The organism is Xanthomonas rydalmerensis (genome assembly GCF_033170385.1).
In the GTDB taxonomy this organism is placed as follows: Bacteria; Pseudomonadota; Gammaproteobacteria; order Xanthomonadales; family Xanthomonadaceae; genus Xanthomonas_A; species Xanthomonas_A rydalmerensis.
The window spans coordinates 453,900-480,089 of the sequence record NZ_CP126170.1; the positions used below are offsets into that span (position 1 = coordinate 453,900).

At 70.9% G+C, this 26,190-nt stretch carries 20 protein-coding genes; 11 read left to right on the forward strand and 9 right to left on the reverse strand.

The annotated features are described in order from the left end of the window. Nucleotides 1–119 precede the first annotated feature (119 nt). Complete coding sequence (locus tag QN245_RS02005) at nucleotides 120–2,549, reverse strand: membrane-bound PQQ-dependent dehydrogenase, glucose/quinate/shikimate family (protein ID WP_317844418.1); 2,430 nt, start codon at nucleotides 2,547–2,549, stop codon at nucleotides 120–122. A gap of 297 nt (nucleotides 2,550–2,846) precedes the next feature. Here QN245_RS02005 and QN245_RS02010 point away from each other — a divergent pair, with 297 nt between their 5' ends. The 5 genes from QN245_RS02010 (at nucleotide 2,847) to QN245_RS02030 (ending at nucleotide 11,467) form a co-directional block, all read left to right on the forward strand. Beyond that, nucleotides 2,847–4,037 carry an efflux RND transporter periplasmic adaptor subunit gene (locus tag QN245_RS02010; protein WP_184450022.1) on the forward strand — a complete coding sequence of 397 codons (1,191 nt, stop codon included), beginning with the start codon at nucleotides 2,847–2,849 and terminating at the stop codon, nucleotides 4,035–4,037. Between the two features lie 10 nt (nucleotides 4,038–4,047). Further along, complete coding sequence (locus QN245_RS02015; RefSeq protein WP_317844419.1) at nucleotides 4,048–7,176, forward strand: efflux RND transporter permease subunit; 3,129 nt, start codon at nucleotides 4,048–4,050, stop codon at nucleotides 7,174–7,176. Then, on the forward strand, nucleotides 7,173–8,606 hold the full coding sequence (locus QN245_RS02020) for an efflux transporter outer membrane subunit (protein ID WP_317844420.1): 1,434 nt from the start codon (nucleotides 7,173–7,175) through the stop codon (nucleotides 8,604–8,606). Before QN245_RS02015 ends, QN245_RS02020 begins: the two co-directional genes overlap by 4 nt. A gap of 431 nt (nucleotides 8,607–9,037) precedes the next feature. Then, nucleotides 9,038–9,895, forward strand: a complete 858-nt coding sequence (locus QN245_RS02025; protein WP_184450029.1) for a PA4780 family RIO1-like protein kinase — start codon at nucleotides 9,038–9,040, stop codon at nucleotides 9,893–9,895. A gap of 612 nt (nucleotides 9,896–10,507) precedes the next feature. Beyond that, nucleotides 10,508–11,467 (forward strand): alpha/beta hydrolase, encoded by a 960-nt coding sequence (locus tag QN245_RS02030; RefSeq protein WP_317844421.1) that lies wholly within the window; start codon nucleotides 10,508–10,510, stop codon nucleotides 11,465–11,467. A gap of 398 nt (nucleotides 11,468–11,865) precedes the next feature. Here QN245_RS02030 and mnmG read toward each other — a convergent pair whose 3' ends face one another. Beyond that, a complete protein-coding gene (gene mnmG / locus QN245_RS02035; protein WP_184647324.1) occupies nucleotides 11,866–13,755 on the reverse strand; it encodes a tRNA uridine-5-carboxymethylaminomethyl(34) synthesis enzyme MnmG in 1,890 nt (629 codons plus the stop codon). Between the two features lie 509 nt (nucleotides 13,756–14,264). Beyond that, on the reverse strand, nucleotides 14,265–14,786 hold the full coding sequence (locus tag QN245_RS02040; protein ID WP_160968700.1) for a hypothetical protein: 522 nt from the start codon (nucleotides 14,784–14,786) through the stop codon (nucleotides 14,265–14,267). A gap of 164 nt (nucleotides 14,787–14,950) precedes the next feature. Between QN245_RS02040 and QN245_RS02045 the strand changes: the two genes are divergently transcribed. The 4 genes from QN245_RS02045 to QN245_RS02060 all read left to right on the forward strand — a co-directional run bounded on the left by QN245_RS02045 (nucleotide 14,951) and on the right by QN245_RS02060 (nucleotide 18,622). Continuing rightward, the gene (locus QN245_RS02045; protein WP_317844422.1) at nucleotides 14,951–15,910 is read left to right on the forward strand and encodes a pyridoxal-phosphate dependent enzyme; all 960 of its coding nucleotides are present in this window, start codon (nucleotides 14,951–14,953) and stop codon (nucleotides 15,908–15,910) included. Next, nucleotides 15,895–16,509: a YdcF family protein gene (locus QN245_RS02050; protein ID WP_425612900.1), complete on the forward strand. Its 615-nt coding sequence runs from the start codon at nucleotides 15,895–15,897 to the stop codon at nucleotides 16,507–16,509. The genes QN245_RS02045 and QN245_RS02050 overlap by 16 nt, the downstream gene beginning before the upstream one ends. Before the next feature lie 53 nt (nucleotides 16,510–16,562). Further along, on the forward strand, nucleotides 16,563–16,991 hold the full coding sequence (locus tag QN245_RS02055) for a ketosteroid isomerase-related protein (protein WP_160968694.1): 429 nt from the start codon (nucleotides 16,563–16,565) through the stop codon (nucleotides 16,989–16,991). Between the two features lie 116 nt (nucleotides 16,992–17,107). Continuing rightward, a complete protein-coding gene (locus QN245_RS02060) occupies nucleotides 17,108–18,622 on the forward strand; it encodes an ArnT family glycosyltransferase (RefSeq protein WP_317844423.1) in 1,515 nt (504 codons plus the stop codon). On the opposite strand, the gene bioC is transcribed toward QN245_RS02060, so the two are convergent. From bioC to bioB, 6 genes are all read right to left on the reverse strand, one after another. Further along, nucleotides 18,590–19,480: a malonyl-ACP O-methyltransferase BioC gene (gene bioC / locus QN245_RS02065; RefSeq protein WP_184450042.1), complete on the reverse strand. Its 891-nt coding sequence runs from the start codon at nucleotides 19,478–19,480 to the stop codon at nucleotides 18,590–18,592. The two genes, QN245_RS02060 and bioC, sit on opposite strands and share 33 nt — an antisense overlap. A 124-nt stretch (nucleotides 19,481–19,604) precedes the next feature. Then, nucleotides 19,605–20,387: an SDR family oxidoreductase gene (locus QN245_RS02070; RefSeq protein ID WP_184450044.1), complete on the reverse strand. Its 783-nt coding sequence runs from the start codon at nucleotides 20,385–20,387 to the stop codon at nucleotides 19,605–19,607. A 732-nt stretch (nucleotides 20,388–21,119) separates the two neighbouring features. Further along, nucleotides 21,120–21,881: a pimeloyl-ACP methyl ester esterase BioH gene (gene bioH, locus QN245_RS02075; protein ID WP_317844424.1), complete on the reverse strand. Its 762-nt coding sequence runs from the start codon at nucleotides 21,879–21,881 to the stop codon at nucleotides 21,120–21,122. A gap of 49 nt (nucleotides 21,882–21,930) precedes the next feature. Beyond that, nucleotides 21,931–22,284, reverse strand: a complete 354-nt coding sequence (locus QN245_RS02080; RefSeq protein ID WP_317844425.1) for a DUF7079 family protein — start codon at nucleotides 22,282–22,284, stop codon at nucleotides 21,931–21,933. Continuing rightward, complete coding sequence (gene bioF, locus QN245_RS02085) at nucleotides 22,281–23,486, reverse strand: 8-amino-7-oxononanoate synthase (RefSeq protein ID WP_317844426.1); 1,206 nt, start codon at nucleotides 23,484–23,486, stop codon at nucleotides 22,281–22,283. The genes QN245_RS02080 and bioF overlap by 4 nt, the downstream gene beginning before the upstream one ends. Before the next feature lie 105 nt (nucleotides 23,487–23,591). Then, on the reverse strand, nucleotides 23,592–24,635 hold the full coding sequence (gene bioB / locus QN245_RS02090) for a biotin synthase BioB (protein ID WP_160968680.1): 1,044 nt from the start codon (nucleotides 24,633–24,635) through the stop codon (nucleotides 23,592–23,594). A gap of 49 nt (nucleotides 24,636–24,684) precedes the next feature. Between bioB and QN245_RS02095 the strand changes: the two genes are divergently transcribed. Both QN245_RS02095 and QN245_RS02100 read left to right on the forward strand, forming a co-directional pair. After that, on the forward strand, nucleotides 24,685–25,422 hold the full coding sequence (locus QN245_RS02095; RefSeq protein WP_184647304.1) for a ComF family protein: 738 nt from the start codon (nucleotides 24,685–24,687) through the stop codon (nucleotides 25,420–25,422). Nucleotides 25,423–25,653: 231 nt separating this feature from the next. Further along, a complete protein-coding gene (locus QN245_RS02100) occupies nucleotides 25,654–26,160 on the forward strand; it encodes a SecDF P1 head subdomain-containing protein (RefSeq protein ID WP_160968676.1) in 507 nt (168 codons plus the stop codon). The last annotated feature ends 30 nt before the right edge of the window (nucleotides 26,161–26,190 follow it).

A 26,190-nucleotide genomic window follows, 5' to 3' on the forward strand; every position in this document is an offset into this window, starting at 1 on the left:
CCCGGCATGGCGGTGGCGGCCAACGTGCTGCATCCGCTCGAGGCGGCCTGATGCCCCACGGACGCGGAGCCGCGCTATCCAGGGCCACCGCGCGCAGGCGTTGCCTGCGCGCGACCTTGCTACTTGGCGTCCGGCAGCGCGTAGGCGATCACGTAGTCGCCGCGGTCCGGCGACTGCCGCGCGCCGCCGGCGGTGATCACGATGTACTGCTTGCCGTTCCTGGCCGACAGGTAGGTCATCGGCCCGCCCTGGCTGCCCACCGGCAACCGCGCCTTCCACAGTTCCTTGCCGGTGCCGCTGTCGTAGGCGCGCAGGTAGTAGTCCTGGGTGCCGGCGATGAACACCAGGCCGCTTTGGGTGGCCAGGGTGCCGCCCAGGGTCGGCATGCCGATCGGAATCGGCAGGTGCATCTTGAAGCCGAGCGGGCCGGTGTCCTGCACCGTGCCCACCGGCACCTGCCAGGCGATGCGGCGGGTCTTCAGGTCGATGGCGCTCAGCGTGCCGAACGGCGGTGCCTGGCAGGGGATGCCCAGCGCCGACAGGAAGCGGTTCTTGTTGACAGCGTACGGCGTGCCCTTCAGCGGCACCGCGCCCATGCCGGTGTTGACCGCCTCGCCGCCGCTGGAGGCCGCCGCCTTCTCGGCCTTCTGCGGAATCATCTGCACCCACAGGCCCAGGCGCATGTCGTTGGCGAACACCACGTCGTGCAGCGGATCGACCGACAGCCCACCCCAGTTCATGCCGCCCAGCGAGCCGGGGAAGCTCAGCGACACGTCGGTGCCGGGCGCGGTGTACAGGCCCTCGTAGCGCATCTGCTTGAAGGCGATGCGGCACAGCATCTGGTCCAGCAGGGTGGCGCCCCACATGTCGGCTTCGGTCAGATGCTTGGTGCCGATCTGCGGCATGCCCACCGACAGCGGCTGGGTCAGCGCATACGGTTCGTGCGGGATGTCGGCGGCCTTCACCGGCACCTCGCGGACCTCGGTCAGCGGCTTGCCGGTGGCGCGGTCGAGCACGTACAGCTGCCCGGCCTTGGTGCCGATGATCAGCGCCGGCACGCGGCGGCCGTCGGCCATCGGGAAGTCGATCAGGCTCGGCTGCATCGGCAGGTCGAAGTCCCACAGATCGTTGTGCACGGTCTGGTAGACCCACTTGACCTTGCCGGTGCTCGCGTCCAGCGCGGTGATCGAGGCGCCGAAGCGGTGGTCCAGCGCGGTGCGCTCGGCGCCGTACAGGTCGGTGGACGGGCTGCCCATCGGCAGGAACACGGTATTGGAGGCGGCGTCGTAGGACATCGGCGCCCACACGTTCGGCGTGCTGCGCACGTAGGACGTGCCCGCGGCCGGCGGTTGGGTGTCCTGCGGGTTGCCCGGGTCGAAGGCCCAGCGCTGCGCACCGGTGATCACGTCGAAGCCGCGGATCACGCCGCCGGGCATGTCGGCCTGGACGTTGTCGGCGACGCGGCCGCCCACCACCACCGTGGTCCCGGCCACGGTCGGCGCCGAGGTCAACTGGTACAGCGGATCCGGCGCAGCGCCGAGGCCGGCCTTCAGGTCGACCTGGCCGTTCTGGCCGAAGCCGCTGCAGAACGCGCCGGTGTCCGCATCCAGCGCGATCAGCCGCGCGTCGATGGTGTTGGTCAGCACGCGGCGCCGGCAATTCGCGCCGGCCGGCAGCACCGCCGCCGCGACCGGCGAGGCGCCGACCGCGCTGGGCTGCGCCAGCGGCGCATCGGTATCGAAGTAGGCCAGGCCGCGGCAGCGCTGCCAGACCGAGGACTGCGCGTTGATCTCGCGCTTCCACAACTGCCGGCCGCTGCTGGCATCCAGCGCGATGACGTTGTTGTGCGGGGTGCACACGAACAGCGTCTCGCCGATCTGCAGCGGGGTGGTCTGGTCCTCGGCGCCGTTGCCGTCGCTGAGCGCGATGTCGCCGGTGCGGTAGGTCCAGGCCACCTGCAACTGGCTGACGTTGCCGCGGCCGATCTGGTCCAGCGCGGCGAAGCGGCTGCCGCCGGCGGTGTTGCCGTAGTGGCCCCAGTCGCGTTGCGCCTGCGCCGGGGTCACCGGTACCGGTGCCGGGCCGGGGCCGCTGGCGGCCACCGGCGGGTGCGGCACGAACATGCCGGCCAGGCCGCCGGCGCAGGCCAGTGCCAGCACCGCCGCCAGTGCATACGCACCGCGTCCGCCGGGCAGGCCGCGGGCGCGGCGCAGGGTCGGGTAGACCAGGGCGACCAGCAGCGCCAGCACCGCCGGCATCATCAGCCGCGAGACCAGCGGCCAGAACGCCAGGCCCGCGTCCCAGTAGGCCCAGGCCACGCTCAGCACGAAGGCCAGCGCGTAGAGCCAGGCGCCGGCCGGGCGCCGCCGCAGCACCAGCAGCGCCGAGGCCACGCAGGCCGCGCCCATCGCCAGGAAGTAGACGCTGCCGCCGAGCGTGGCCAGGCGGATGCCGCCGACCAGCAGCGCCAGCCCGATCAGTGCCAGCAGCAGGCCGACGCTCCACAGCACGATCCGGCCACCGGCCGACACATCCGATTGGGTTTGCACGTTTTCGATCCTCTGCAGGGTAGGCGCGCGGCGTCCGCTGCCAGCCACGACGGCGGCGAGGGCGGGGCGTGCGCACGATGGCATGCCGCGGCTCGAAAGAGCGTCGGCAGGTTGGGCGATTATCGCATTTGTGTTCGGTAATAGAACGAATGGCCATGTCCGACGGCGCGCTGCTGCGCGCCGGCTCCGACGTTTCTCCGACCTTGGTGAAGCCCGTACAACACACCGTTACAGGGATGGTGCGATGCGACACACCGGTGGAGTAGCGTTGCGCGTTTCTTCCCAGCCGCACTCCCCATGTCCGACCTCTTCCAGGCGCCTCGTCGTCCCGTTCGCTGTGCCCTGTTGCTGGCCATTGCCGTGGCCGGAGGCTGCTCCGGCGACAAGCCGGCGGCCGCGCCGCCGCCGCGGGTGGGGGTGCTGACCCTGGGCGCGCGCACCCTGCCGGTCGAGCGCACCCTGGCCGGCCGCACCGTGGCCTACGAGACCGCCGACGTGCGCCCGCAGGTCGGTGGATTGCTGCGCCAGCGCCTGTTCCAGGAGGGCCAGGAGGTCAAGGCCGGGCAGGCGCTGTACGTGATCGACCCGGCGCCGTACCAGGCCGCCTACGACATCGCGCGCGGCAACCTGGTGCAGGCCGAGGCGGCGCTGGCCAGCGCGCGGCCCAAGGCCGAGCGCACCCGCAGCCTCACCGACATGGACGCGGCCAGCAAGCAGGACGCCGACGACGCGGTGTCCGCGCTGCGCCAGGACGAGGCGGCCGTGGTCGCCGCCAAGGCGTCGTTGCAGGCCGCGCGGATCAACCTCGACTACACCCGCATCACCGCGCCGATCTCCGGCACCATCGGCACCTCCGCCTACACCGTCGGCGCGCTGCTCACCGCCGCGCAGGACGCGGCGCTGACCACCATCCAGCGGCTGGACCCGATCTACCTGGACGTCACCCAGTCCAGCACGCAGATGCTGGCGCTGCGTCGCCAGCTCGATGCCGGGCAGATCCACGCCATCGACGGCAAGGCGCAGGTGCAGGTGCGGCTGGAGGACGGCAGTACCTACCCGCATGCCGGCACCCTCGAATTCGTCGGCACCCAGGTCAACGCCGGCACCGGCAACGTCACCCTGCGCGCGGTGGTGCCCAACCCCGAGCACCTGCTGCTGCCGGGCATGTATCTGCGCGCGGTGCTGCCGATGGCCACCGACCAGGGCGCGGTGCTGGTGCCGCAGCAGGCGGTGACCCGCGACAGCAAGGGCGAGCCGGTCGTGAAGCTGCTCGACGCGCAGAACAAGGTGGTGGAGCGCCACATCCGCACCGGCGAGGCGGTCGGTCACGACTGGGTGGTGGAGTCCGGGCTCAAGCCGGGCGAGCGCCTGATCGTGGTCAACGGCAGCCGCGCCGAACTCGGCAAGCCGGCGCAGCCGTATCCGGTCACCGCCGCCCAGCTCGATGCCGCGCCGGCGCTGCCGGGCGACGACGCCCAGGCCGACTGAGGACTCCCGCATGTCGCGCTTCTTCGTCAACCACCCGGTGGTGGCCTGGGTCATGGCCATCGTCATCGTCCTGATCGGCATGCTGGCCATCCATGGGCTGCCGGTCGAACGCTATCCGCACATGGCGCCGCCCACCATCACCGTGCGCGCCACCTACACCGGCGCCTCGGCGCAGACGGTGGAGAACACCGTCACCCAGCTGATCGAGCAGTCGCAGCAGAGCCTGGACCACCTGCTGTACATGACCTCCACCAGCGCCTCGGACGGCAGCGCGCAGGTCAATCTGGTGTTCGAGACCGGCACCAATGCCGACACCGCGCAGGTGCAGGTGCAGAACCAGTTGCAGTCGGTGATGTCGGTGTTGCCGCAGGCGGTGCAGCAGAACGGCCTGGTCATCACCAAGTCCAGCGGCTCGCTGTTCGAGGTGGTGGCGTTCACGTCCGACGACGGCAGCATGGACAACTTCGATGTCGCCAACTACATGGAATCGAACATCGACGACCAGATCAGCCGCGTCAGCGGCGTCGGCAACATCCAGCCGATGGGCTCGGAATACGCCATGCGCATCTGGCTGGACCCGGAGAAGCTGCGCAAGTACGCGCTGATGCCCTCGGACGTGGAGAACGCGCTGCAGTCGCAGAACACCGACGTGTCGGCCGGCGAGATCGGCGGCCAGCCGGCGCTGCGCGGGCAGCGCCTGGACGCCACCGTGACCACCCGCAGCCGCCTGCAGACCCCCGCGCAGTTCGGTGCGATCGTGCTCAAGAGCGACGCCAGCGGCGCCGCCGTGCACCTGTCGGACGTGGCCAAGATCGGCCTGGGCCCGGAGACCTACGACAGCATCACCCGCTTCAACGGCAAGCCCTCGGCCTCGCTGGGCATCGAGCTCAACTCCGACGCCAACGCGGTGGAAACCTCCAAGGCCATCGACCAGCGCCTGCAGGAACTCAAGCAGTACTGGCCGCACGGCTTCAACTACCACATCGCCTTCAGCACCACCCCGTTCGTCACCACCTCGATCAAGGAAGTGGTCATCACCCTGATCGAAGCGGTGTTGCTGGTGGTCGCGGTGATGTACCTGTTCCTGCAGAACTGGCGCGCCACGCTGATCCCGACCATCGCCGTGCCGGTGGTGCTGATGGGCACCTTCGGCGTGCTCGCCGCCTTCGGTTACTCCATCAATACCCTGACCATGTTCGCGATGGTGCTGGCGATCGGCCTGCTGGTCGACGACGCCATCGTGGTGGTGGAGAACGTGGAGCGGGTCATGGGCCAGGAAGGCCTGCCGCCGAAGGAGGCGACGCTGCGCTCGATGCAGCAGATCGGCGGCGCCCTGGTCGGCATCGTGCTGGTGCTGACCGCGGTGTTCGTGCCGATGGCGTTCTTCAATGGCGTCACCGGCGTGATCTACCGGCAGTTCTCCATCACCATCGCCGCTTCGATGATCCTGTCGGTGCTGGTGGCGATGACCCTGACCCCGGCACTGTGCGTGACCATCCTCAAGCCGCTGCACCAGGGCGAGGCGCCGATCGGGTCGCACGGCCGCCTGGGCTGGTTCTTCGTCTGGTTCAACACCCGCTTCCGGCACCTGTCCGAGCGCTACCGCACACTGGTCGAGCGGGTGCTGGGCCGACGCGCGCTGGGCCTGATCGCCTATGCGCTGCTGATCGCGGTCACCGGCCTGCTGCTGTGGCGCCTGCCCGGCGCGTTCCTGCCCGACGAGGACGAGGGCATGCTCAACGTGCTGGTCAAGCTGCCGGCCGGCTCCACCCTGGAGCAGACCCTGGCGGTGACCGACCGGCTGACCAAGGCCGCGCTGAAGGATCCCGGCGTGCGTTCGGTGCTGTCATCGGCCGGCTTCAGCGTCACCGGCGCCGGCCAGAACGTCGGCATGGCGTTCGTGCGCCTGAAGGACTGGGACGACCGCGACGACGATGCGGCGACCATCGCCGACCATCTGAACAAGGCGCTGGCCGACGTGCCCGACGCGGAGCTGTTCGTGACCTCGCCACCGGCGATCACCGGCCTCGGCGACGCCTCCGGTTTCACCTTCGAACTGATGGACTACGAAGGCGCCGGTCACGCCGCCCTGGTCGCCGCGCGCGACAAGCTGCTGCGGCTGGCCCAGCACGATCCCAAGCTGATGAACGTGCGCTACGCCAGCCTGGAAGACGCGCCGGTGTACGCGGTCAAGATCGACGACGCCAAGGCGCAGGCGCTGGGCGTGGACCCGGGCGACATCAACGCCACGCTCAATAGCGCGCTCGGCGGCGACTTCGTCAACAACTTCATCTACAAGGGCCGCATCAAGAAGGTCTACGTGCAGGGCGATGCCGACGCACGCATGGCGCCGCAGGATCTGGACCGCTGGACGGTGCGCAACGGCGGCGGCGACATGGTGCCGATGTCGGCGTTCACCCGCTCGCACTGGACCAGCGCGCCGGCGGCGCTGGAGCGCTACAACGGCGTGTCGGCGATGGAGCTGACCGGCCAGGCGGTGCCCGGGGTCAGCTCCGGCGCGGCGATGGACGCGATGGCCGAACTGAGCAAGCAACTGCCGCACGGCTTCGGCTACGCGTGGTCGGACATGGCCTATCAGGAAAAGCTGTCGGCCAACCAGGCGCCGGCGCTGTACGGGATCTCGCTGCTGTTCGTGTTCCTGTGCCTGGTGGCGTTGTACGAGAGCTGGTCGATCCCGTTCGCGGTGATGCTGGCGGTGCCGGTGGGCGTGTTCGGCGCGGTGTTGCTGATGACCTTGCGCGGCCTGGAGAACGACGTCTACTTCCAGGTAGGCCTGCTGACCACGGTGGGCCTGGCGGCGAAGAACGGCATCCTCATCGTCGAGTTTGCGCGCGACCTCGAGCACCGCGGCGAAAGCCTGCTCGCCGCCACCCTGCACGCGGTGCAGATGCGTCTGCGGCCGATCCTGATGACCTCGCTGGCGTTCCTGCTCGGCGTGCTGCCGCTGGTGTTCAGCAAGGGCGCCGGCTCGGCCGCGCGCCACTCGCTGGGCACTGGCGTCACCGGCGGCACCCTGGCCTCGATCACCCTGGGCCTGTTCTTCGTGCCGCTGTTCTACGTGATCGTGCGGCGGATGTTCCCCGGGCCGTCGGTCGCCCACTCGGAGACGCAGGCATGAGCGCCGCATCGCGCATGAGCGTGGCGGTGGCCACGCTGCTGGCCCTCTCCGGCTGCACCCTGGCGCCGACCTACGTGCGCCCGGCGGCGCCGGTGCCGGCCGATCTGGCGGCGGTCGACGCGGCGCCCGTCGCGGGCACCGCCACCGATACCCTGGCGATGCCGGACTGGCAGCAGGTGTTCCTGGATCCGCGGCTGCGCCAGACCATCGCGCTGGCGTTGCAGAACAACCGCGACCTGCGCGTGGCGATGCTGTCCATCGACAAGGCGCGCGCGCAGTACCGCCTCCAGCGCGCCGCGCAGTTGCCGTCGTTCGATGCCAACGCCAGCGTGAACCGCAGTCGCACCAGCGCCGCCAGCAACGACGACGGCGTTCCCGAGGTCAGCACCAGCGACACGCTGCAGGTCGGGCTCAGCAGCTGGCAGTTGGATCTGTTCGGACAATTGCGCAGCCTCAAGCAGGAGGCCCTGCAGAACTGGCTGTCCAGCGCCGAGAATCAGCGCAACGTGCGCCTGACCCTGGTTGCCCAGGTCGCCGCGGCATGGCTGACGGTGGGCGCGGACCAGGAACAACTGGACCTGGCGCAGCAGACCCTGGACAGCCAGACCCAGACCCTGCAACTAACCGAGCGTCGGCACGACATCGGCAGCGCGTCCGGGCTGGACCTGGCGCAGCAGCAGACCAGCGTGGAGTCGGCACGTGTCGCCGTCGCCAGCGCCGCCACCCAGCTGGCGCAGGCGCGCGATGCGTTGCAACTGCTGGTGGGCGCACCGGTCGATGCGGCGCTGCTGCCCACCGCGCAGGCCATGCAGGGCAGCGTCGCACTGGCGCCGCTGCCGGCGCACCTGTCCTCGATGGTGTTGCTGCAGCGTCCGGACGTGCTCGCCGCCGAGCACACCTTGCAGGCGGCCAATGCCGACATCGGCGCCGCGCGCGCGGCGTTCTTCCCGTCGCTGAGCCTGACCGCGTCCACCGGGCGCAGCAGCGATGCGCTGTCCACGCTGTTCTCCGCCGGCAGCCGCACCTGGTCGTTCGTGCCCAGCATCACCGCGCCGATCTTCCACGCCGGTGCGCTGAAGGCCTCGCTGGACGCCTCCAAGCTCGGCAAGGACATCGCCGTGGCGCAGTACGAGAAGGCGATCCAGTCGGCCTTCGCCGAAGTGGCCGACGCCCTGGCCACGCGCGATCACCTGCAGTCGCAGCTGACCGCGCAGCAGGCCCTGGTCGACGCCAGCCAGCGCAGCTACACCCTGGCCGACGCGCGCTACCGCGCCGGCCTGGACGGCCACCTGCCGGTGCTGGATGCGCAGCGTTCGCTGTTTGCCGCGCAGCAGGCGCTGATCGCGCTGCGCCTGCAGGACGCCAGCAACCGCGTCACCCTGTACCAGGTGCTCGGCGGCGGCGCCGACGCCCAGGCCGCCGCGCCCTGAGCACGGCGGCAAGCAGCAACGCGGACGCAGCGCTGCATGGCCAAGCTGCCCACGCCGCGGGGCGGCGTGGTCCCTCCGCGGACGGCATGGACGCTTCCGTCCATCGGCGCCGTCCGCGCTGTGTCCGACCCCGTCCGCAGCGTTGCGGCGGGGCCGGATCCACTCAGCCCTTCTTCTTTTCCTGCTTGGCCGCGCGCTTTTCCTTCAGCGTCTTGGTCGGCTGCTTCTTCTCGCTCTTCTTCTGATCCATGCCCTTGCTCATGACACCCTCGTGACGTTCATGCTGTGGAAACCCGGACTCTGCCGCACTGGCGGCGACCGTGGCCGTCACTCTACTCCGCCGGCGCACGCCGGCGCTGCGATTGTTTGTCGACGGGCGCGGCGCGGGGGTGGGCCATAATCCCGGCTCCACCCCAAGGTGCCCGTATCTGATGAAGATCCCCCCGAGCCTGCAGCCGCTGATCGACGATGGCGTCATCGACGGCGTGCTGCGCCCGCTCAAGAGCGGCAAGGAGGCCGCGGTCTACGTGGTCCAGGCCGGTGACGACGTGCTCTGCGCCAAGGTCTACAAGGACATGGCGCAGCGCAGCTTCCAGGCCCGCGTGCAGTACCAGGAAGGGCGCAAGGTGCGCGGCAGCCGCCAGGCGCGGGCGATCGGCAAGGCCAGCAAGTTCGGCCGCCGCGAGCAGGAAGCCGCGTGGAAGGACACCGAGGCCAACGCCCTGTACCAGCTGGTCGATGCCGGCGTGCACGTGCCGCAGCCGCGCGGCTACTTCCATGGCGTGCTGCTGATGGACCTGGTCACCGATGCCGACGGCCAGAGCGCGCCGCGGCTGGGCGAAGTCGAGCTGGAACCGGCGCAGGCGGAGGCCTTCCACACGCAGTTGGTCGGCGACGTGGTGAAGATGCTGTGCCTGGGCCTGGTCCATGGCGATCTGTCCGAATACAACGTGCTGGTCGGCGCCGATGGCCCGGTGGTGATCGATTTCCCGCAGGTGGTGAGCGCCGCCGGCAACAACGCCGCCCGCACCATGCTGCTGCGCGACGTGCACAACCTGCGCGACTGCCTGGGCCGCTTCGCGCCCGAGCTCAACGCCACCCATTACGGCGAGGAGATGTGGGCGCTGTACGAGAAGGGCACGCTGCGCCCGGACAGCGTGCTCACCGGCCGCTTCACCTTCGATACCCGCCGTGCCGACGTACGCGCGGTGCGCGCCTCGATCGAGGACGCGCGGCAGGAAGCCATCATCCGCCAGCAGGGCCGCGAGGCCGCCGAGCAGGACGACTAGGGCTGTCATTCCTCCCGCGAGCATGCCGTGCCGTAAACGAGCACGTGGCCCAGTCTCTCTGCCTGGGCGACCGCATGCAGCAGCCCCACGGCCGCCTGCAAGGCGCCCATGGCCTCGGCGAGACTGAACGTATCGGCTGATCTGCTCAATCGGGGCCTGTGCGATTGCACCGAATCCAATATCGCCACGTGACCACAGGCGCGCGACCGTGCCCTTCGGTTGGGGCTGATCAACGCGCCGCCGACACAGCGCGGCGTGACCGGACGCCAAGCGGGCGCTGCGACCCACAACGCCAGCGGACGCTCGCCAACCTCGACGCGGCGCACCTGGGAATAGGTGGCACGCCGTGGCGCGAGCCCCATTCGCGCACGCCCATGCTGCGCTGCAATGCGGCGGCGGTGCAGGTGCGATACCGGCCAGTGTGCGCCGCAAGCCGCGCGAAGCCTTGCCACGCCTGCATTGCGCACACCTCTTCGCCACCGCGACCGGCCACCTGCCGCTGACCCGCCAAGCGCCGTGATGGTCGTTCCATTTCGCTTATTTGCGAAAATGGTTATCGGCAATAACAATTTGGCCGACGCCGCTTGTGCAGCCGCCCTGGGAGGGCCACCCATGTATTTCGATCCAGACGTCGTCCGTTTCTTCGCCCTGGCGCAGCAGTCCGGGCAGCCACCGATGGAGGAACTGCCCTTGCCCGAGGCGCGGGCGATGATGCGTGGCGTCGCTGCGCAGTTCGGTTTCGCGCGTTTGGAAATGGCAGAGGTCCGCGACCTGCAGGCGCCGGGTCCGGCCACGCCGATTCCGCTGCGCCTGTACCGGCCGCACGGCCTCGACGCAGGCCCGGCGCCGACCTGCCTCTACGCGCATGGCGGTGGCGGCGTGGTCGGCGACCTCGACTCGCACGACGACGTGTGCCGACAACTGGCAGCGCGTGCCGGCTGCCAGGTGCTAGCGGTGGACTACCGGCTGGCGCCCGAGCATCCGGCGCCGGCCGGCATCGAGGACGTGATCGCCGTGTTGCACTGGTTGGCCGCGCACCCGGGCGAGGTCGGCGCCGATGCGCAGCGCCTGGCCGTCGCCGGCGACAGCATGGGCGGCGCCCTGGCGGCGAGCGCCGCGCTGGCCGCGCGCGATGCCGGCATCGCCCTGCGCTGCCAGATCCTGATCTATCCGCTCACCGACGTGCGCCCGGACAATCCCTTCCCCTCGCGCGTACACAACGCCGGCATCCCGCCGCTGACCGAAGCGGCGATGCGCTTCTTCGACAATCAGTATCTGCCCGACCCGTCGCTTGGGTCGGACTGGCGCATCTCGCCGGTGGTCGCGCCGGACGTGGCCGGCGTCGCCCCGGCGCTGGTGGTACTGGCCGACCGCGACGCGCTGCACGACGAAGGCCTGCACTACGCGCAGCGCCTGCGCGAGGCGGGCGTGGAAACCCTGGTGCGTGTCCACCCCGGCATGATCCACGGCTTCATCAACATGGGCGGCGTCATGCGCGTGGCCGGCGAAACCCTGGACCTGGCGGCGCTGCTGCTGCGACAGCGTCTGCTGCCGGTGGTCGTCCGGGACTGAATGCCGCACGGCGCGATCGCAATGCATCGCGCCGTGTACCGCCCGCATGCTGTAGTAGCGGCTTCAGCCGCGGCAGGCGTTAAGGGAACCTGTCGCGGCTGAAGACAGGGGACTCCTAACGATGCACGGTCGGTTGCCGGCACGGACCTGTCGAACTGCTTGTTCTGGGAGGGACTTCGGACCCGAGCGCTCCGAGGTCCGATCGCCGGCCCACTCCGCTCGTCGCGGCTGAAGCCGCTCCCGCAGGTGCGGCACTCGCCTTGTCGGAGGACTGCACTGTGGGAGGGACTTCAGTCCCGACGACGGCGGGTGTCAGTCGGCTTTCGGCTTCGCTTGTCGCGGCTGCATGACAGTGGACGCCTACGCGAATGCCGCGGGCGATGCGCGTCCGGGGCAGATCACGCCACCCGGCTGCGCCGCGCCCGTTCCAAGTGCACCAGCAGCAGCGAGATCGCGGCCGGGGTCATGCCGGGGATGCGCTGCGCCTGGCCTACGGTCTGCGGACGCACGCGCTCGAGCTTCTGCTGCACTTCGGCCGACAGCCCGCGCACCTGCGCGTAGTCGAACGTGGCCGGGATCGGGGTGTCTTCGTGGCGCTGCTGGCGCGCGATCTCTTCGCGCTGGCGGTCCAGGTAGCCGGCGTACTTGATGCCGATCTCCACCTGCTCGGCCACCTGCGTATCGGCCACGCCCGGGCCCAGCGACGGCACCCGCATCAGCGCGGCGTAGTCCAGCTCCGGGCGCTTGATCAGGTCCAGCACATTGGTTTCGCGGCTCACCGCCACGCCCAGCGTGGCCGCGACCTCGCGGCCCAGCGCGTTGCCCGGCGTGGCCCACAGCGCGCGCAGGCGCTCATTCTCGCGTGCCACCGCCTCCTGCTTGGCCTGGAAGCGCGCCCAGCGCGTTGCATCGACGATGCCCAGGTCGTGGCCGATCCCGGTCAGGCGCGCGTCGGCGTTGTCCTCGCGCAACTGCAGCCGGTACTCGGCGCGGCTGGTGAACATGCGGTACGGCTCGCTGGTGCCGTGGGTGATCAGGTCGTCGATCAGCACACCGATGTAGGCCTGGTCGCGGCGCGGCGACCACGGCTCCAGCCCGCGCACCTGGCGCGCGGCGTTGAGGCCGGCGATCAGGCCCTGCGCGGCGGCTTCCTCGTAGCCGGTGGTGCCGTTGATCTGCCCGGCGAAGAACAGCCCGGGCATGGCCTTGGTCTCCAGCGAGGCCTTGAGCCCGCGCGGGTCGAAGAAGTCGTATTCGATGGCGTAGCCGGGGCGGGTGATGTGGGCGCGCTCGAAGCCGCGGATCGAGCGCACCAGCTCCAGCTGCACGTCGAACGGCAGCGAGGTGGAGATGCCGTTGGGGTAGATCTCGACCACGTCCAGGCCTTCCGGCTCGACGAAGATCTGGTGGCTGGCCTTTTCGGCGAAGCGCACCACCTTGTCCTCGATCGAGGGGCAGTAGCGCGGGCCGATGCCCTCGATCTGCCCGGTGTACAGCGGCGAGCGGTCCAGCGCGCCGCGGATGATGGCGTGGGTGCGCTCGGTGGTGTGGGTGATCCAGCACGAGACCTGGCGCGGATGCTGGGCGACCTCGCCCAGGAAGGACATCACCGGCAGCGGATCGTCGCCGGGCTGTTCCTCCATCGCCGTGTAGTCCAGGCTGCGCCCGTCGATGCGCGGCGGGGTGCCGGTCTTGAGCCGGTCCACGCCGAAGCGGCCATCGCGCAGCGCCTGCGCCAGCGCGGTGGCCGGCGGATCGCCGGCGCGGCCGCCGGCGTACTGGGTCTGGCCGATGTGGATCTTGCCGGCCAGGAAGGTGCCGGCGGTCAGCACCACCGCCGCGGCCTCGAAGCGCAGCCCGGTCTGGGTCAGCACGCCGCGCACGCGCTCGCCGTCCATCACCAGGTCGTCCACCGCGGCCTGGAACAGGGTCAGGTTCGGCTGCGCCTCGACCAGGCGCCGGATCGCGCTGCGGTACAGGTTGCGGTCGGCCTGGCAGCGGGTCGCGCGCACCGCCGGGCCCTTGGAGGCGTTGAGGGTGCGCCACTGGATGCCGGCCAGGTCCGCGGCCTGGGCCATCGCCCCGCCCAGCGCGTCGATCTCCTTGACCAGGTGGCCCTTGCCGATGCCGCCGATGGCCGGGTTGCAGCTCATCGCCCCCACCGTTTCCACGTTGTGGGTCAGCAGCAGGGTGCGCGCGCCGGCACGCGCGGACGCCAGCGCCGCCTCGGTGCCGGCATGGCCGCCGCCGATCACGATCACGTCATAGCGGTAGAAGGAGTCGCTCATCGGGGTCTCGTCGGCCGGCGCGGGACCGGCAGCAGGGGGCCGCAGGCGGGATCGCCCAGGGCGGGAACAGGAATTTTAGCGGTTGCATCACAAATTGCAGATCCGGGCCTCAAGTTGGCACGCAATCTGCAGATATTCCCACTGCACCCAACGTGGCAATGCGTCAGGGGCGTATGACTGGAATTGGAACAGGGGCCAGTCACGCGCACGTTGGGGGAGCTGGGGGCCGGTAGTCGGGGGACTACCGGCCCTTTTTTATGCCCGTCTTTCGCGCATCGCCGGCGCCGCGCCAGCAACGGCAAGGCCCCAACGCGAAAAGCCCCGGCGAACCGGGGCTTTTCGTTGTGAGGCGCCGACGCCCGACAGGGCCGGAACAGGGGGGATCCAGATTTCCCTGTCGGACATCGACATAGACGGTGGGGTCGACCCCTTCGGGTCATAAAGCGACGCAGACGGTCACCCCGTAGGACGTAGAGTGCGTGCTGGGACAGGCGAACGCAAGCCCTTTCTCAGGGTTCGAGTGTGCGACGTGTCCCATTGCTGCGACCCATATTGCCGGGGCGCGGCGCCGGCGGACGCTGCATGCCTTCCGGACGCTGCATCGCTGGCCGCGCCGGCTGCATGGACTGCGGCCGCGGCGCCGAATTCAGCGCGTCCGGACGGCGCAGGCGATCCATGTCGCGCCAGGGCGAGGGCACCCGACCGCCCACGCTGGGCGGCGGCGGAGGCGGGCGCGAACCGCCGTCGTCCGGCCGCGGACGCGGTGGCGGGCGGTGACGCGGGCCGTCGTAGCCACGGTAGTAGTAATACGGCACGCCATACCCGTAGTAGCCGTAGTACGCCGGGCCGTAGCCGTAGTAGGGCACCGCACCGTAGGGCGAGTAGTACTCGGAGTAACCGGCCGGATAGCGGTATTCGACCGAGGGGGCGCCACGGTAGTAGCCACCGTCGCCGCCTCCGGCGTAATCGTAGGTGGCGCAGCCGCCCAGTGCGGCCAGCAGTCCAGCGGCGCAGATCAGGCGCAGTTTCATGGCGTTTGCCCTCCAGCAGGCTGGCTGACAGGTTCGGTCCGTGGCATTGAATCCCCCCTTAACTTCATCGGCCGCACTTGAACGCTTAAGTTGCGCGCAACGGCGGCGAACCGGCACGGTTGGCGGACGCTGCACGTTGGCGACGATACGCTACCCTTTCGCGCATGGTCTCACGTTTTCTGCCCGAGTTCGGCGACGTCCTGGCGGCCGCCGCACGCATTGCCGCGCACGCGCGGCCGACCCCGGTGCTGCGTTCGCAGGCGCTGGATGCCATTACTGGCGCACAGCTGTACTTCAAGGCCGAACACCTGCAGCGCGGCGGCGCGTTCAAGTTCCGCGGTGCCTGCAACGCGGTGTGGGCACTTGACCCGGCGCAGGCGAAGCGCGGCGTGGTCACCCACTCTTCCGGCAACCACGGCGCGGCCCTGGCACTGGCCGCGCGCACCCGTGGCATCGGCTGCCATGTGGTGGTGCCGGAGGGGGCGGTCGCCGCCAAGCTCGCCAACATCGCCCGCCACGGCGCCACGCTGTGGCGGTGCGCACCGAGCATCGCCGCGCGCGAGGCGCTGTGCGCCCAGGTGCAGCGCGACACCGGCGCGACCCTGGTGCATCCCTATGCCGATCCGGCGGTGATCGCCGGGCAGGGCACCGCCGCGCTGGAACTGCTGGACGCCAGCGGCGGGCTGGATTTGCTGGTGGTGCCGGTCGGCGGCGGCGGCCTGGCCGCGGGCAGCCGCCTGGCCCTGTCGGCGCGGGCGCCACAGGCGCAGCTGCTGCTGGCCGAGCCGGCCGGCGCCGCCGACACCGCGCGCTCGCTGGCCGCCGGCGAGCGCCGGGTGGACATGCAACCGGACACCGTCTGCGACGGCCTGCGCGGCAGCCTCGGCGAACCCAACTTCGCCCTGCTGCATGGCCATGCCGAGGTGTTGGTGGTCGAGGACGCGGCGACCGTGGCGGCGATGCGGTTGCTGTGGCAGGTGCTCAAGCAGGTGGTGGAGCCGTCCTCGGCGATCGCCCTGGCGGCGGTACTGGCGCAGCCGGCGCGCTTCGCCGGGCGCCGGGTGGGGGTGATCCTGTCCGGCGGCAACGTCGACCTGGACGCCTTGCCGTGGGGCGCGGCATGAGCGCGCGCGGCGGCTTCCGCTGGCTGCGCTGGCTGCTGCGCCTGGCGGCGTTGCTGGGGCTGTGGCTGCTGGGCGTGGCGATCTACATCGTCTGGGTCGGCGACCGCGACCAGGCGGCGCCGGCGGACGCGATCATCGTGCTCGGCGCGGCGGCCTACGACGCCAAGCCCTCGCCGGTGTTCGAGGAGCGCATCCGCCACGGCCTGGACCTGTACCAGCGCGGCTACGCGCCGACCCTGATCTTCACCGGCGGCTTCGGCAACGGCGCGCGCTTCGCCGAGTCGCAGGTGGCCCGGCGCTACGCGCTGCGCCACGACGTGCCGGCCGACGCGATCCTGATCGAGACGGTGTCGCGCACCACCCGGCAGAACCTGATCGAGGCGCGCCGGCTGATGCGCGAGCACGGCCTGCACCGGGTGATCGTGGTCAGCGATCCGCTGCACATGGCGCGGGCGCTGCGGTTGTGCCAGGAACTGCAGATCGACGCGCTGGCCTCGTCGACGCCGAGCAGCCGCTTCCGCAGCTTCCAGACCCGCTGGCGCTTCCTGCTGCAGGAGCTGTACTTCTTCCATCGCGACCTGCTGGAGCAGGCCGCCTGAGCGCGGCGGCGAGACCGTATGATGGGCCTTTCCACGGCCCGAGGGCGGCAGCCATGAGCAACCACGGAGTTCCTGTGCAGGATCAGGCCATCGCCCTGGTCCAGGCCTATTACGCCGCGTTCAACCGCGGCGACTGGGACGGCATGCTGGGTATGCTCAGCGACGACGTCGCCCACGATCTCAACCAGGGCGCGCGCGAGACGGGCAAAGAGGCGTTCGCCGCCTTCCTGCAGCGCATGAATGCCAGCTACCGCGAGCAGTTGCAGGACATCGTGGTGCTGGCCGCGCAGGACGGTCGCCGCGCCGCGGCCGAGTACGTGGTGCACGGCGAATACCATCACACCGACACCGGCCTGCCGGAGGCGCGCGGCCAGCGCTACGTGCTGCCGGGCGGGGCGTTCTTCGACATCCGCGACGGCAAGATCGCCCGGGTCAGCAACTACTACAACCTGGAAGACTGGATCGCGCAGGTCTCCGCGTGAGTCGCGCGCCGGCCTGAAGCCGGCGCGTTCGCGCTGTCGCAGAACTGTCCGCCGGCCGTCATCTGCGGCCGCAGGCGCCGCGGCTATGGTCGCCGCGCCGACCGAGAGGACTGCCGATGCGCGCGCTGCTCCGTTCCCCGGCCGTCGCGGTGGCGCTGCTCGCCTGCACGCTCGCCCTGGCCCTGCTGGGCATGCGCGGGATCTGGGACGCCGACGAAGGCCGTTACTCCAACGTCGCGCTGAACATGCTGCACAGCGGCGACTGGCTCACGCCCCGGCGCAGCGAGGACGTGGCGCACTGGACCAAGCCGCCGCTGACCTACTGGGCGATCGCCGCCAGTGTTGCCGTCTTCGGGCCGTCGCCGTGGGCGGCGCGGCTGCCCTCGGCGTTGGCGTATCTGCTGTGCGTGCTGCTGGTCTGGCGCCTGGCCGCGCGGCTGTTTCCCGAACGGCCCGAACTGCCGGCGCAGGCGGCCCTGCTCTACGCGACCATGCTGGCGCCGTTCGGCGCGTCGCAATGGATTTCCACCGACTTCCTGCTCGCCGCCTGCGAGACCCTGGCGGTGTGGGCCTTCGTCGAAGCGCGGGCGCATCCGCCCGGCCAGGGCAAGCGTTGGATCGCGGCGATGTGGGCCGGCTTCGCCCTGGCGTTCATGACCAAGGGCCCGCCCGGCCTGCTGCCGCTGCCGGCACTGTTGCTGTTCAACGCGGTGACGCCTGGGCCGCCGCGGCGCGCGCTGCAGATCTCCGGCATCGTCCTGTTCGCGGTGTTGGCGCTGCCCTGGTATCTGGCGGTGATCCACGGCCATCCGGGATTGCTGCAGTATTTCGTCGGCGACGAGGTGGTCAAGCGTGTGGCCAGTGACGCGTTCGGGCGCAACGCGCAGTGGTACGGCTGGGCGGTGGCGTATGCGCCGATCCTGGTCCTGGGCACGCTGCCGTGGACGCCGGCGCTGGCGCGCTGGGCCTGGCAGCTGCCGCAGCACCTGCGACAGTGGTGGCGCGATCCTGCACTGCGCCTGCAGCAGGCCGCGCCGCTGCTGCTGACGCTGTGGCTGCTGGTGCCGCTGCTGGTGCTGTGCCTGTCGCGCTCGCGGCTGCCGCTGTACGTGCTGCCGCTGTTCGTACCGCTGGCGCTGCTGGCGGCATGGCAGCGCGCGCAGGAGGGGCGCGTGCCGTGGCGCTGGCCGTGGCTGCTGGCGTGGTGCGCGTTGTTGCTGGCGCTCAAGCTGGCGCTGGCGCTGCTGCCCACACACAAGGACGCCGGCGCCTGGGCGCAGGCGATCGCCCAGCGTGCCGGCGCACCGGTGCGCGAGGTGGTGTTCGTCGAAGACATGGCGCGCTACGGCCTGCGCCTGGAACTGGGCGCGCAGGTGCGCAAGATCCGCCTGGAGCCATTGCCCGACGCGCCGCGCTTCGGTCCCGAGTACGACGCCGACCTGGCGACGCTGCTGCGGCAACCACGTGCCGGCCGCGTGTGGGTGTGCAAGGAGGTGGCCTGGCCGCAGGTGGCCGAACGCATCGCCATGCAGGGTATGCACGCGCAGGCGCTCGGCGTGCCCTACCAGGGGCGGGTGCTGTTCCGGGTGCGGCCCGGCTCAGTCGCCGCGGCGGCGGATCGGGATCGCTGACAGAGGCACCGCGGCGATCTCGCCGCCGCCCTCGCGGATCGGCGCACCCGGCGGCGGTGCCCAGGCGTGCGCGTAGATCACTTCCCAGGTGCTGGGCAGGGTACCGTCGGCGCCGCGCAGCGGCTCGTAGGCGGCGGTGGCGGCAGCGAACCGGCCACGGCCGGTGAGGGTATGGCGGCGCGCCTGCAGCGCGTTGGTGGCGCCGATCGCGCGCAGTTCGCGCATCAACGCGGCGAGGTCCGGGTAGGTCAGGTTGAACACGTCGCGGTCCAGCACCGGATCGCGGAAGCCCGACAGCATCAGTGCATCGCCGAACTGCGCGATCGGCGCGAAGCGACTCACATGCGGCGTGGTCCGGTCGGCCTGGGCGAATGCCTCGCGCAGTTCGATCAGCGTGTCCGGGCCGAAGCTGGAACACAGCAGCAGCCCGCCGGGCTTGAGCACGCGGCGGAACCCGGCGAACACCGCCGGCAGGTCCTCGACCCACTGCAGGCACAGATTGCTGAAGATCACATCGACGCTGTGCTCGGCCAGCGGCAGCGCGCGCGCATCGGCGCAGACGCGACCGAACGGCTTCCACCAGCCGGCCTGGCGCTTGGCCTGTTGTAGCATCGGCAGGGCCTGGTCGAGCGCGATCACCTGCGCGCGCGGCCAGCGCTTCTTCATCGCCGCGGCGGCATGCGCCGGGCCGCTGCCCACGTCCAGCACCACCTGCGGGACGCGGTCGCCGAGGTAGTCCAGCGATTCCAGCAAGCGCCCCTGCACCTCGCGCTGTAGCGCCGCGGCGGCGTCGTAACTGGCGGCGGCGCGCGCGAACGCGCGGCGGATGTGCTGGGAGTCGAACGCGGAAGGATCCATCCGCGCATTATCGCCGGCCGCGCCGCGCTGCGGCCAGTTGTGGCGTCTGCATCGCCGCGTTCTGCGCACGCGCCGCCAATCTCGGCTTACGAATCCCCAATCCCGAATCCCCAATCCCGGCTTTTCAGAACGTCCCCGGATAGCTGCCGCCGTCCAGCAACAGGTTCTGTCCACTCAGGTAACCGGCTTGCGCGCTGCACAGGAAGGCGCAGGCCGCGCCGAACTCCTCCGCGGTGCCGAAGCGCCCGGCCGGAATCTGCCGGCGCTTGCGTTCGGCCAGTGCGGCGGGGTCGACACCCTCGCGCTGTGCGGCGTGGGCGATGTTGCCGCGCAGGCGATCGGTGTCGAACTGCCCCGGCAGCAGGTTGTTGATGGTGACGTTGTGCGCCACCGTGCGCCGCGCCAGTCCGGCGACGAAGCCGGTGAGGCCGGCGCGCGCCCCGTTGGACAGGCCCAGGCTGTCGATCGGCGCCTTCACCGCGGCCGAGGTGATGTTGACGATGCGGCCGAAGCCGCGCGCCTGCATCGCATCGACGGTGGCGCGGATCAATGCGATCGGCGCCAGCATGTTGGCGTCGAGCGCGCGCAACCAATCCTCGCGTTCCCACTCGCGGAAATCGCCGGGCGGCGGACCGCCGGCGTTGTTGATCAGGATGTCGACCTGTGGGCAGGCGGCCAGTGCGGCGGCGCGTCCGGATTCGGTGGCGATGTCCGCGGCCACCGCGACCACCTCGCCACCGCCGTCGAGCGCGCGCAACTGCGCCGCGGCCGCATCCAGCCCGGCCTGGCCGCGCGCCACGATCGTCACGTGGACGCCTTCGCGGGCCAGCGCCTGCGCGCAGCCCAGTCCCAGCCCCTTGCTCGCGGCGCAGACCAGCGCCCACTTGCCGGCGATTCCCAGGTCCATGCGTGCACTCCGTTTCGAAGAAGTCGCAATGATCGGACATCGGCGTTGCGGCGGCCAGCGTCGCAGCGCGACGGCAGGACGGTTGAGCGCGCAAGACCTGTGCCGGAGCGGCTTTCGCTGCGCTGCGCGCGGCTGCCATGCGTCGCGACTGAAGGGCACCTCTAAAAACCTCGACTTAAAGAAGTGCGCGCCAGACGGATCAGTCGGTTGCGAAAGATGCAGATCGAGTTTTCGGGGTCGAGGTGTCCTGAAGCCGCTCTCGCAGGGATGGGGTGGGCATCCTTGTGGGAGGGACTTCAGTCCCGACGACGGAGGGTGTCAGCGGGCTTTCGGCGTCGCTTGTCGCGGCTGCATGACAGTTGAGTTCCATGATGGAGCCGCTTGCGTCTTTCTGACGTCGGTACGGGGTGCGTGATGCAGTGTGGGAGTCGACCGTCATGCGGTCGCGACGAACGGAGTGGGGAAGTCCACCGTCTTCGGACGCGATCGGGATGCCATGCGTCCGCGCGTTGCAGGACTGTCTGGGTGAGAGGAATGGAGGCCGCCAGGTCCAGTCGTCGGGACTGAAGTCCCTCCCACAGTGCAATCGCAATCGCCCCGCGGTCCCGGAAGAATTCCGATTTCGGCTTTTTATGGGATTGACTTCAGCCGCGACGCGATTGGCCGAACATGCGCCGCGACCGACGCCGCTCCCACGGCACGGCCGTGGATCGTCCACGCGGCGCGACGCCGCTAGTCCAGCGCCGCCAGAAAGTCGCGCAGCGCTTCGGCGACGGCGTCGGCATGGCCGAGGAACGGGGCGTGGCCGCCGCCGGCGACGATCAGTGCGCGCGCGTTCGGCGCTAGCGCCGCGGCAGCCTCCATGCCCGCGGGCGGGACCAGGCGGTCGCGTTGGCCGCCGATCCACAGGCTGGGCACGCGCAGGCCGGGCAGGGCGCGGCGCAGGTCGGTGCGTTCCAGCAGGGTCAGGCCGTCCTGCAGCACGTGCGGGTCGGGTGCGCCGCGGGCGTCGAGCGCGTCGCGCAGGGTGCGCAGTTCGGCGCGGGCGTGCGCCGAGCCGAGCGTGTCCAGTGCCAGGAAGCGGTCGAGGGTGCCGCGGTAGTCCTCGGCGAGATCGCGGCCGAACTGTTCGAATACCTGCGGCTCTACCGCGTGCGGCCAATCGCTGCCGCGCACGAAGCGCGGTGTCGCCGCAAGCATCGCCAGGCCGCGTACCTGCGGCTGCGTGGCGGCGGCGTGCAGCGCGAACAGTCCGCCCAGCGACCAGCCCAACCACACTGCCGGCGGCGTGGCCGCGGCGATCGCGCTGACCACGTGCGGCAGCGCCAGCGGCGTGTCGTCGCCGCGGCTGTGGCCGTGCCCGGGCAGGTCCACCAGGTGCAGGCGGTACTGCGCCGACAGGCGCTCGACCAATGGTGCGAAGATGCCGCCGTTCAGTGCCCAGCCGTGCAGCAGGACCAGGTCGGGGCCTTGTCCCAGGGTGTCGATATGCATCGTCGTCCGTCGTCGCAAAGGAACAGGAAAGGCGGCGTCGGCTGCCGCGTCAGTGCGCCGCGCGCTGCGCCAGCACCTGTGGCAGCAGCAGCTGCCACTGCCGGCGGGGATAGTCGCGGGTGCGCCAGGCCGACCAGCGGCGCACGCCGCTGCGGCGCTGGATCGCCGCGCTCAGCCAGTCGCCGTCGATGCCCTGCCAAGCGCCGGCCGGCGTCAGCAGGTTCGGCGCCAGCCGCGGATGCACGTCGTCGCGCAGCATCTGCCTCAACGCGTCGGTGGCGAACGGCGAGGCGGCGAGCACGGCGGCGATCTGCGGATGGTGCGCGTCGACCGCGGTGTCCAGGTACAGCTCGGCCAGCGCGTCCCACACCGCGCGTCGCGCGGCGAGGTCGGGTGCGCTCACGCCGGCACGCCGGGCGGATGCGCGGCCACGCGATCACGGGCCAGCGCCAGCGCATCCAGCAGCGCCTGCACCTGCGCCGGCGTGTGCAGGGCCGACAGGGTCACGCGCAGCCGCGATTTGCCTTCCGGCACGGTCGGTGGACGGATCGCCGAGACCAGGTAGCCGGCCTGTTCCAGCGCCGTCGACCACGCCATCGCGGTGCGCTCCTCGCCGCACAGCAGCGGCTGGATCGGCGTGTCCGAAGCCATCAGTTCCAGGCCATGACGGCGTGCGCCGCCACGGAACAGGGCGATCAGTTCGACCAGGCGTTCGCGCCGCCACTGGTCGCGCCGCGCCAGCTTGACTGCCGCCAGCGACGCGGCGGCCTGCGCCGGTGGCAGCGCGGTGGTGTACAGATACGGCCGCGCGGTTTCGGCCAGGTGCCGGATCAGCGCCGCATCGCCGACCACTGCGGCGCCGTAGCCGCCCAGCGCCTTGCCCAGGGTCACCAGTTGTAGCGGAACGTCGTCCACACCCAGGCCGGCCTCGGCGACGCTGCCGCGCCCATGCGGGCCGACCACGCCGACGCCATGCGCGTCGTCCACGTACAGCAGCGCCTGCTGCGTGCGCGCCACCAGCGCCAGCGAGCGCAGCGGGGCGACGTCGCCGTCCATGCTGAACACGCCATCGGTGGCCAGCATCGCCGCGCCGTCGGCGGCGTGCTTCAGTTGGCGCATCGCGCCTTCGGCATCCAGGTGCGGATAGCGGCGCAGGCGGCAGCCGGCCAGGCGGCTGGCGTCGAGCAGGCTGGCGTGGTTGAGCCGGTCCTGCACGCACACGTCTTCTTCCTCGCTCAGCAGCGCCTGCTGCACCGCCAGGTTGGCAATGAAGCCGCTGCCGAACAGCAGCGCCTGCGGATAGCCGAGCCAGTCGGCGATCTCGCGTTCCAGCGCCTCGTGCAGCGCGTGGTGGCCGCACACCAGGTGCGAGGCGGTGGCGCCGGCGCCCTCGCGCGCGGCCGCGTCCTGCAGCGCCGCGACCACTTCGAACTGCTGGGCCAAGCCCAGGTAGTCGTTGCTGCAGAAGCCGGTCAGCCAGCGGCCGTCTAGCTCAAGGCGCACGCCGTCGCGGCGGCCGACGCTGCGGCGCACGCGCAGGCGCCCCTGCGCTTCGCGCAAGGCGCGTGCGGACTGGATGCGGTCGTGCAGGTCGGGACGGGCCATGGGCGCGGGACGGGCAACGGGCCGGTTAGCGTAGCGCGTCCCCGGCCGGGCCGGGCGCCGCCGGCGATGGACGGCCGGATCGGCGGACGGACGCGCGCCCTGGGCTCAGACCAGGGCGGCGGCGATCGCCGGCGTGGGCTGGGCGGTGATGTCCGCGTGCACGGTGCCGGGGTGGTCGTGCGCGTCGGCATCCACCGTCACCTGCATCGGCCGCAGCCCCAGCCGCGCGAACAGCGCCTGGTCGCGCTCGGTGTCCGGGTTGCCGGTGGTCAGCAGCTTCTCGCCGTAGAAGATCGAGTTGGCGCCGGCGCAGAAGCACAGCGCCTGCAGTTCGTCGCTCATGCTCTCGCGCCCGGCCGACAGCCGCACCATCGCCCGCGGCATCGCGATGCGGGCAACGGCAATCGTGCGCACGAACTCGAACGGGTCCAGCTCGACCGTGCCGTGCAGCGGGGTGCCGGCGACCTGCACCAGGCGGTTGATCGGCACCGAGTCCGGATGCACCGGCAGGTTGGCCAGCGCTTGCAGCAGGCCGGCGCGCTGGTCGCGCGACTCGCCCATGCCGACGATGCCGCCGCAGCAGGTCTTCAGGCCGGCGTCACGGACGTGGGTCAGCGTGTCCAGGCGGTCCTGGTACTGGCGGGTGTGGATGATCGAGTCGTAGAAATCCGGCGCGGTGTCCAGATTGTGGTTGTAGTAGTCCAGCCCGGCCGCCTTCAGCGCCTGCGCCTGGGTGCCGTCGAGCATGCCCAGGGTGGCGCAGGTCTCCAGGCCCAGCGCCTTCACCTCGCGGATCATCTCCGCCACCTTCGGGATGTCGCGGTCCTTGGGCGAGCGCCAGGCCGCGCCCATGCAGAACCGCGAGGCGCCGGCGGCCTTGGCCTGGCGCGCCTTGTCCAGCACCGCCTCGGTGCTCATCAGCTTCTGCGCTTCCACGCCGGTGGCGTAGCGCTGCGCCTGCGGGCAGTACGCGCAGTCTTCCGGGCAGCCGCCGGTCTTCACCGACAGCAGGGTGGACACCTGCACCTGTGCCGGATCGAAGTGTTCGCGGTGCACGGCGGCGGCGCGGTGCAGCAGTTCCGGGAACGGCAGATCGAACAGGGCAAGCAATTCCTGGCGTTGCCAGTCGTGTCGGACGACAGCGGACATGGGGGTTTCCTGACGGTCAGCGGCTGGGAAAGCGGGCAGTCTGGTGAGCATGCAAAGTCCTGTCAACTTCACGATGCTTGGTTTGGTTGACGGTGGCTGGCGGTGGCTGCAGCGCCGCCTGCTGCCGGAACGCTGCCTGGTCTGCGGGGAGCCTGGCGTGCCGGGCCTGGACCTGTGTGCGGCCTGTCGCGAAGGCGTGCCCTGGAATGCGGCGGCCTGCTGCCGCTGTGCGCTGCCGTTGCCGGCGCTGGATGCCGAGCAGGTCTGCGGCGTGTGCCAACGCCGGCCGCCGCCGCTGGAGCGGGTCGCCAGCGCCTGCGTGTACGCCGCGCCGGTCGATGGCCTATTGCGTCGCTTCAAGTTCCACCAGGACCTGGCGGCCGGGCGGTTGCTCGCCGCGCTGCTGCAGGCACGCTGCGCGGCGCTGCCGCGGCCGCAGGCGCTGCTGCCGGTGCCGCTGCATCCGGCGCGGCTGCGCCAGCGTGGCTACGACCAGGCGCTGGAACTGGCGCGGCCATTGGCGCGCGCGTTGGCGCTGCCGCTGTGCCTGGAGCTGCAGCGAGTGCGCGCGACCGCTGCACAATCCGAACTGGATGCCCGCGCGCGCCGGCGCAATCTGCGCGGTGCGTTCGCGGTGCCGGCGTCGGCGTCAGCGGTGCTGCCGGCGCATGTGGCGCTGGTCGACGACGTGATGACCACCGGCGCGACCCTGCACGCCGCGGCACAGGCACTGCGGCGTGCCGGCGTCGCCCGGGTCGATGCCTGGGTGGTGGCGCGGGTGCCGTGAGCGTGGCGCCTCTGTCGCGCGTGTGTGCAGGCGGCTGGGCTCAGCTGGAAGGCGCCCGGGGCGGGACGCTTTGCGTGCCGTGCAAGACAACCGGTACGCGCCGCGTTGCGCGCGTATCGGCCGACGCGCTGCAGCGGCGGTCTCCGCCAGGCGCTTGTGCCTGTGCGTATGAACGGTCGGCAGACGCACGCGGCTTTATGATCGTGACGACCTCAACGAAAGGAGCTTGCGATGCGCTGGATGGCTTTGGGTCTGTCGATGGCGCTGTGTGTCTTCGGTGCCACCGGGTGTGGAGACGGCAAGGCGCCGGACGCCGCCGATGCCAGCCCGGTCAAGGCGAAGATGGAATGGCGCCTGGTCAGCCACACACCCGCGCCCGACTATGCCCAGGCCGACTACCACGGGCAGCCGGTGTACCTGGCGCCGCAGCCGCTGCTGGTCGTCGAGAATGCGGCGACCGTGGCGCCCGCCGACAACGGCGATGGGCAGCCGGCGCTGGATCTGCGCTTTCCTGGACACGGCCAACGTCTGACCCAGGCCACCGAGCAGAATGTCGGCAAGCCGATCGCGCTGTTGGCCGACGGCCGGGTGCTGACCGTGGCCACGATCATGGCGCCGTTGCCGGGCGATAGCCTGCGGATCAGCGGGCTGCAGGACGTGCAGGAACAGCAGCGGGCATTCGCGCTGTTGACCCGCGCGCCGGCCGCGGATGCGCCAGCGCAGGACGGCAAGCGCTAGAACGTGCCGGTGCGATGAGGCGCGGCCGGA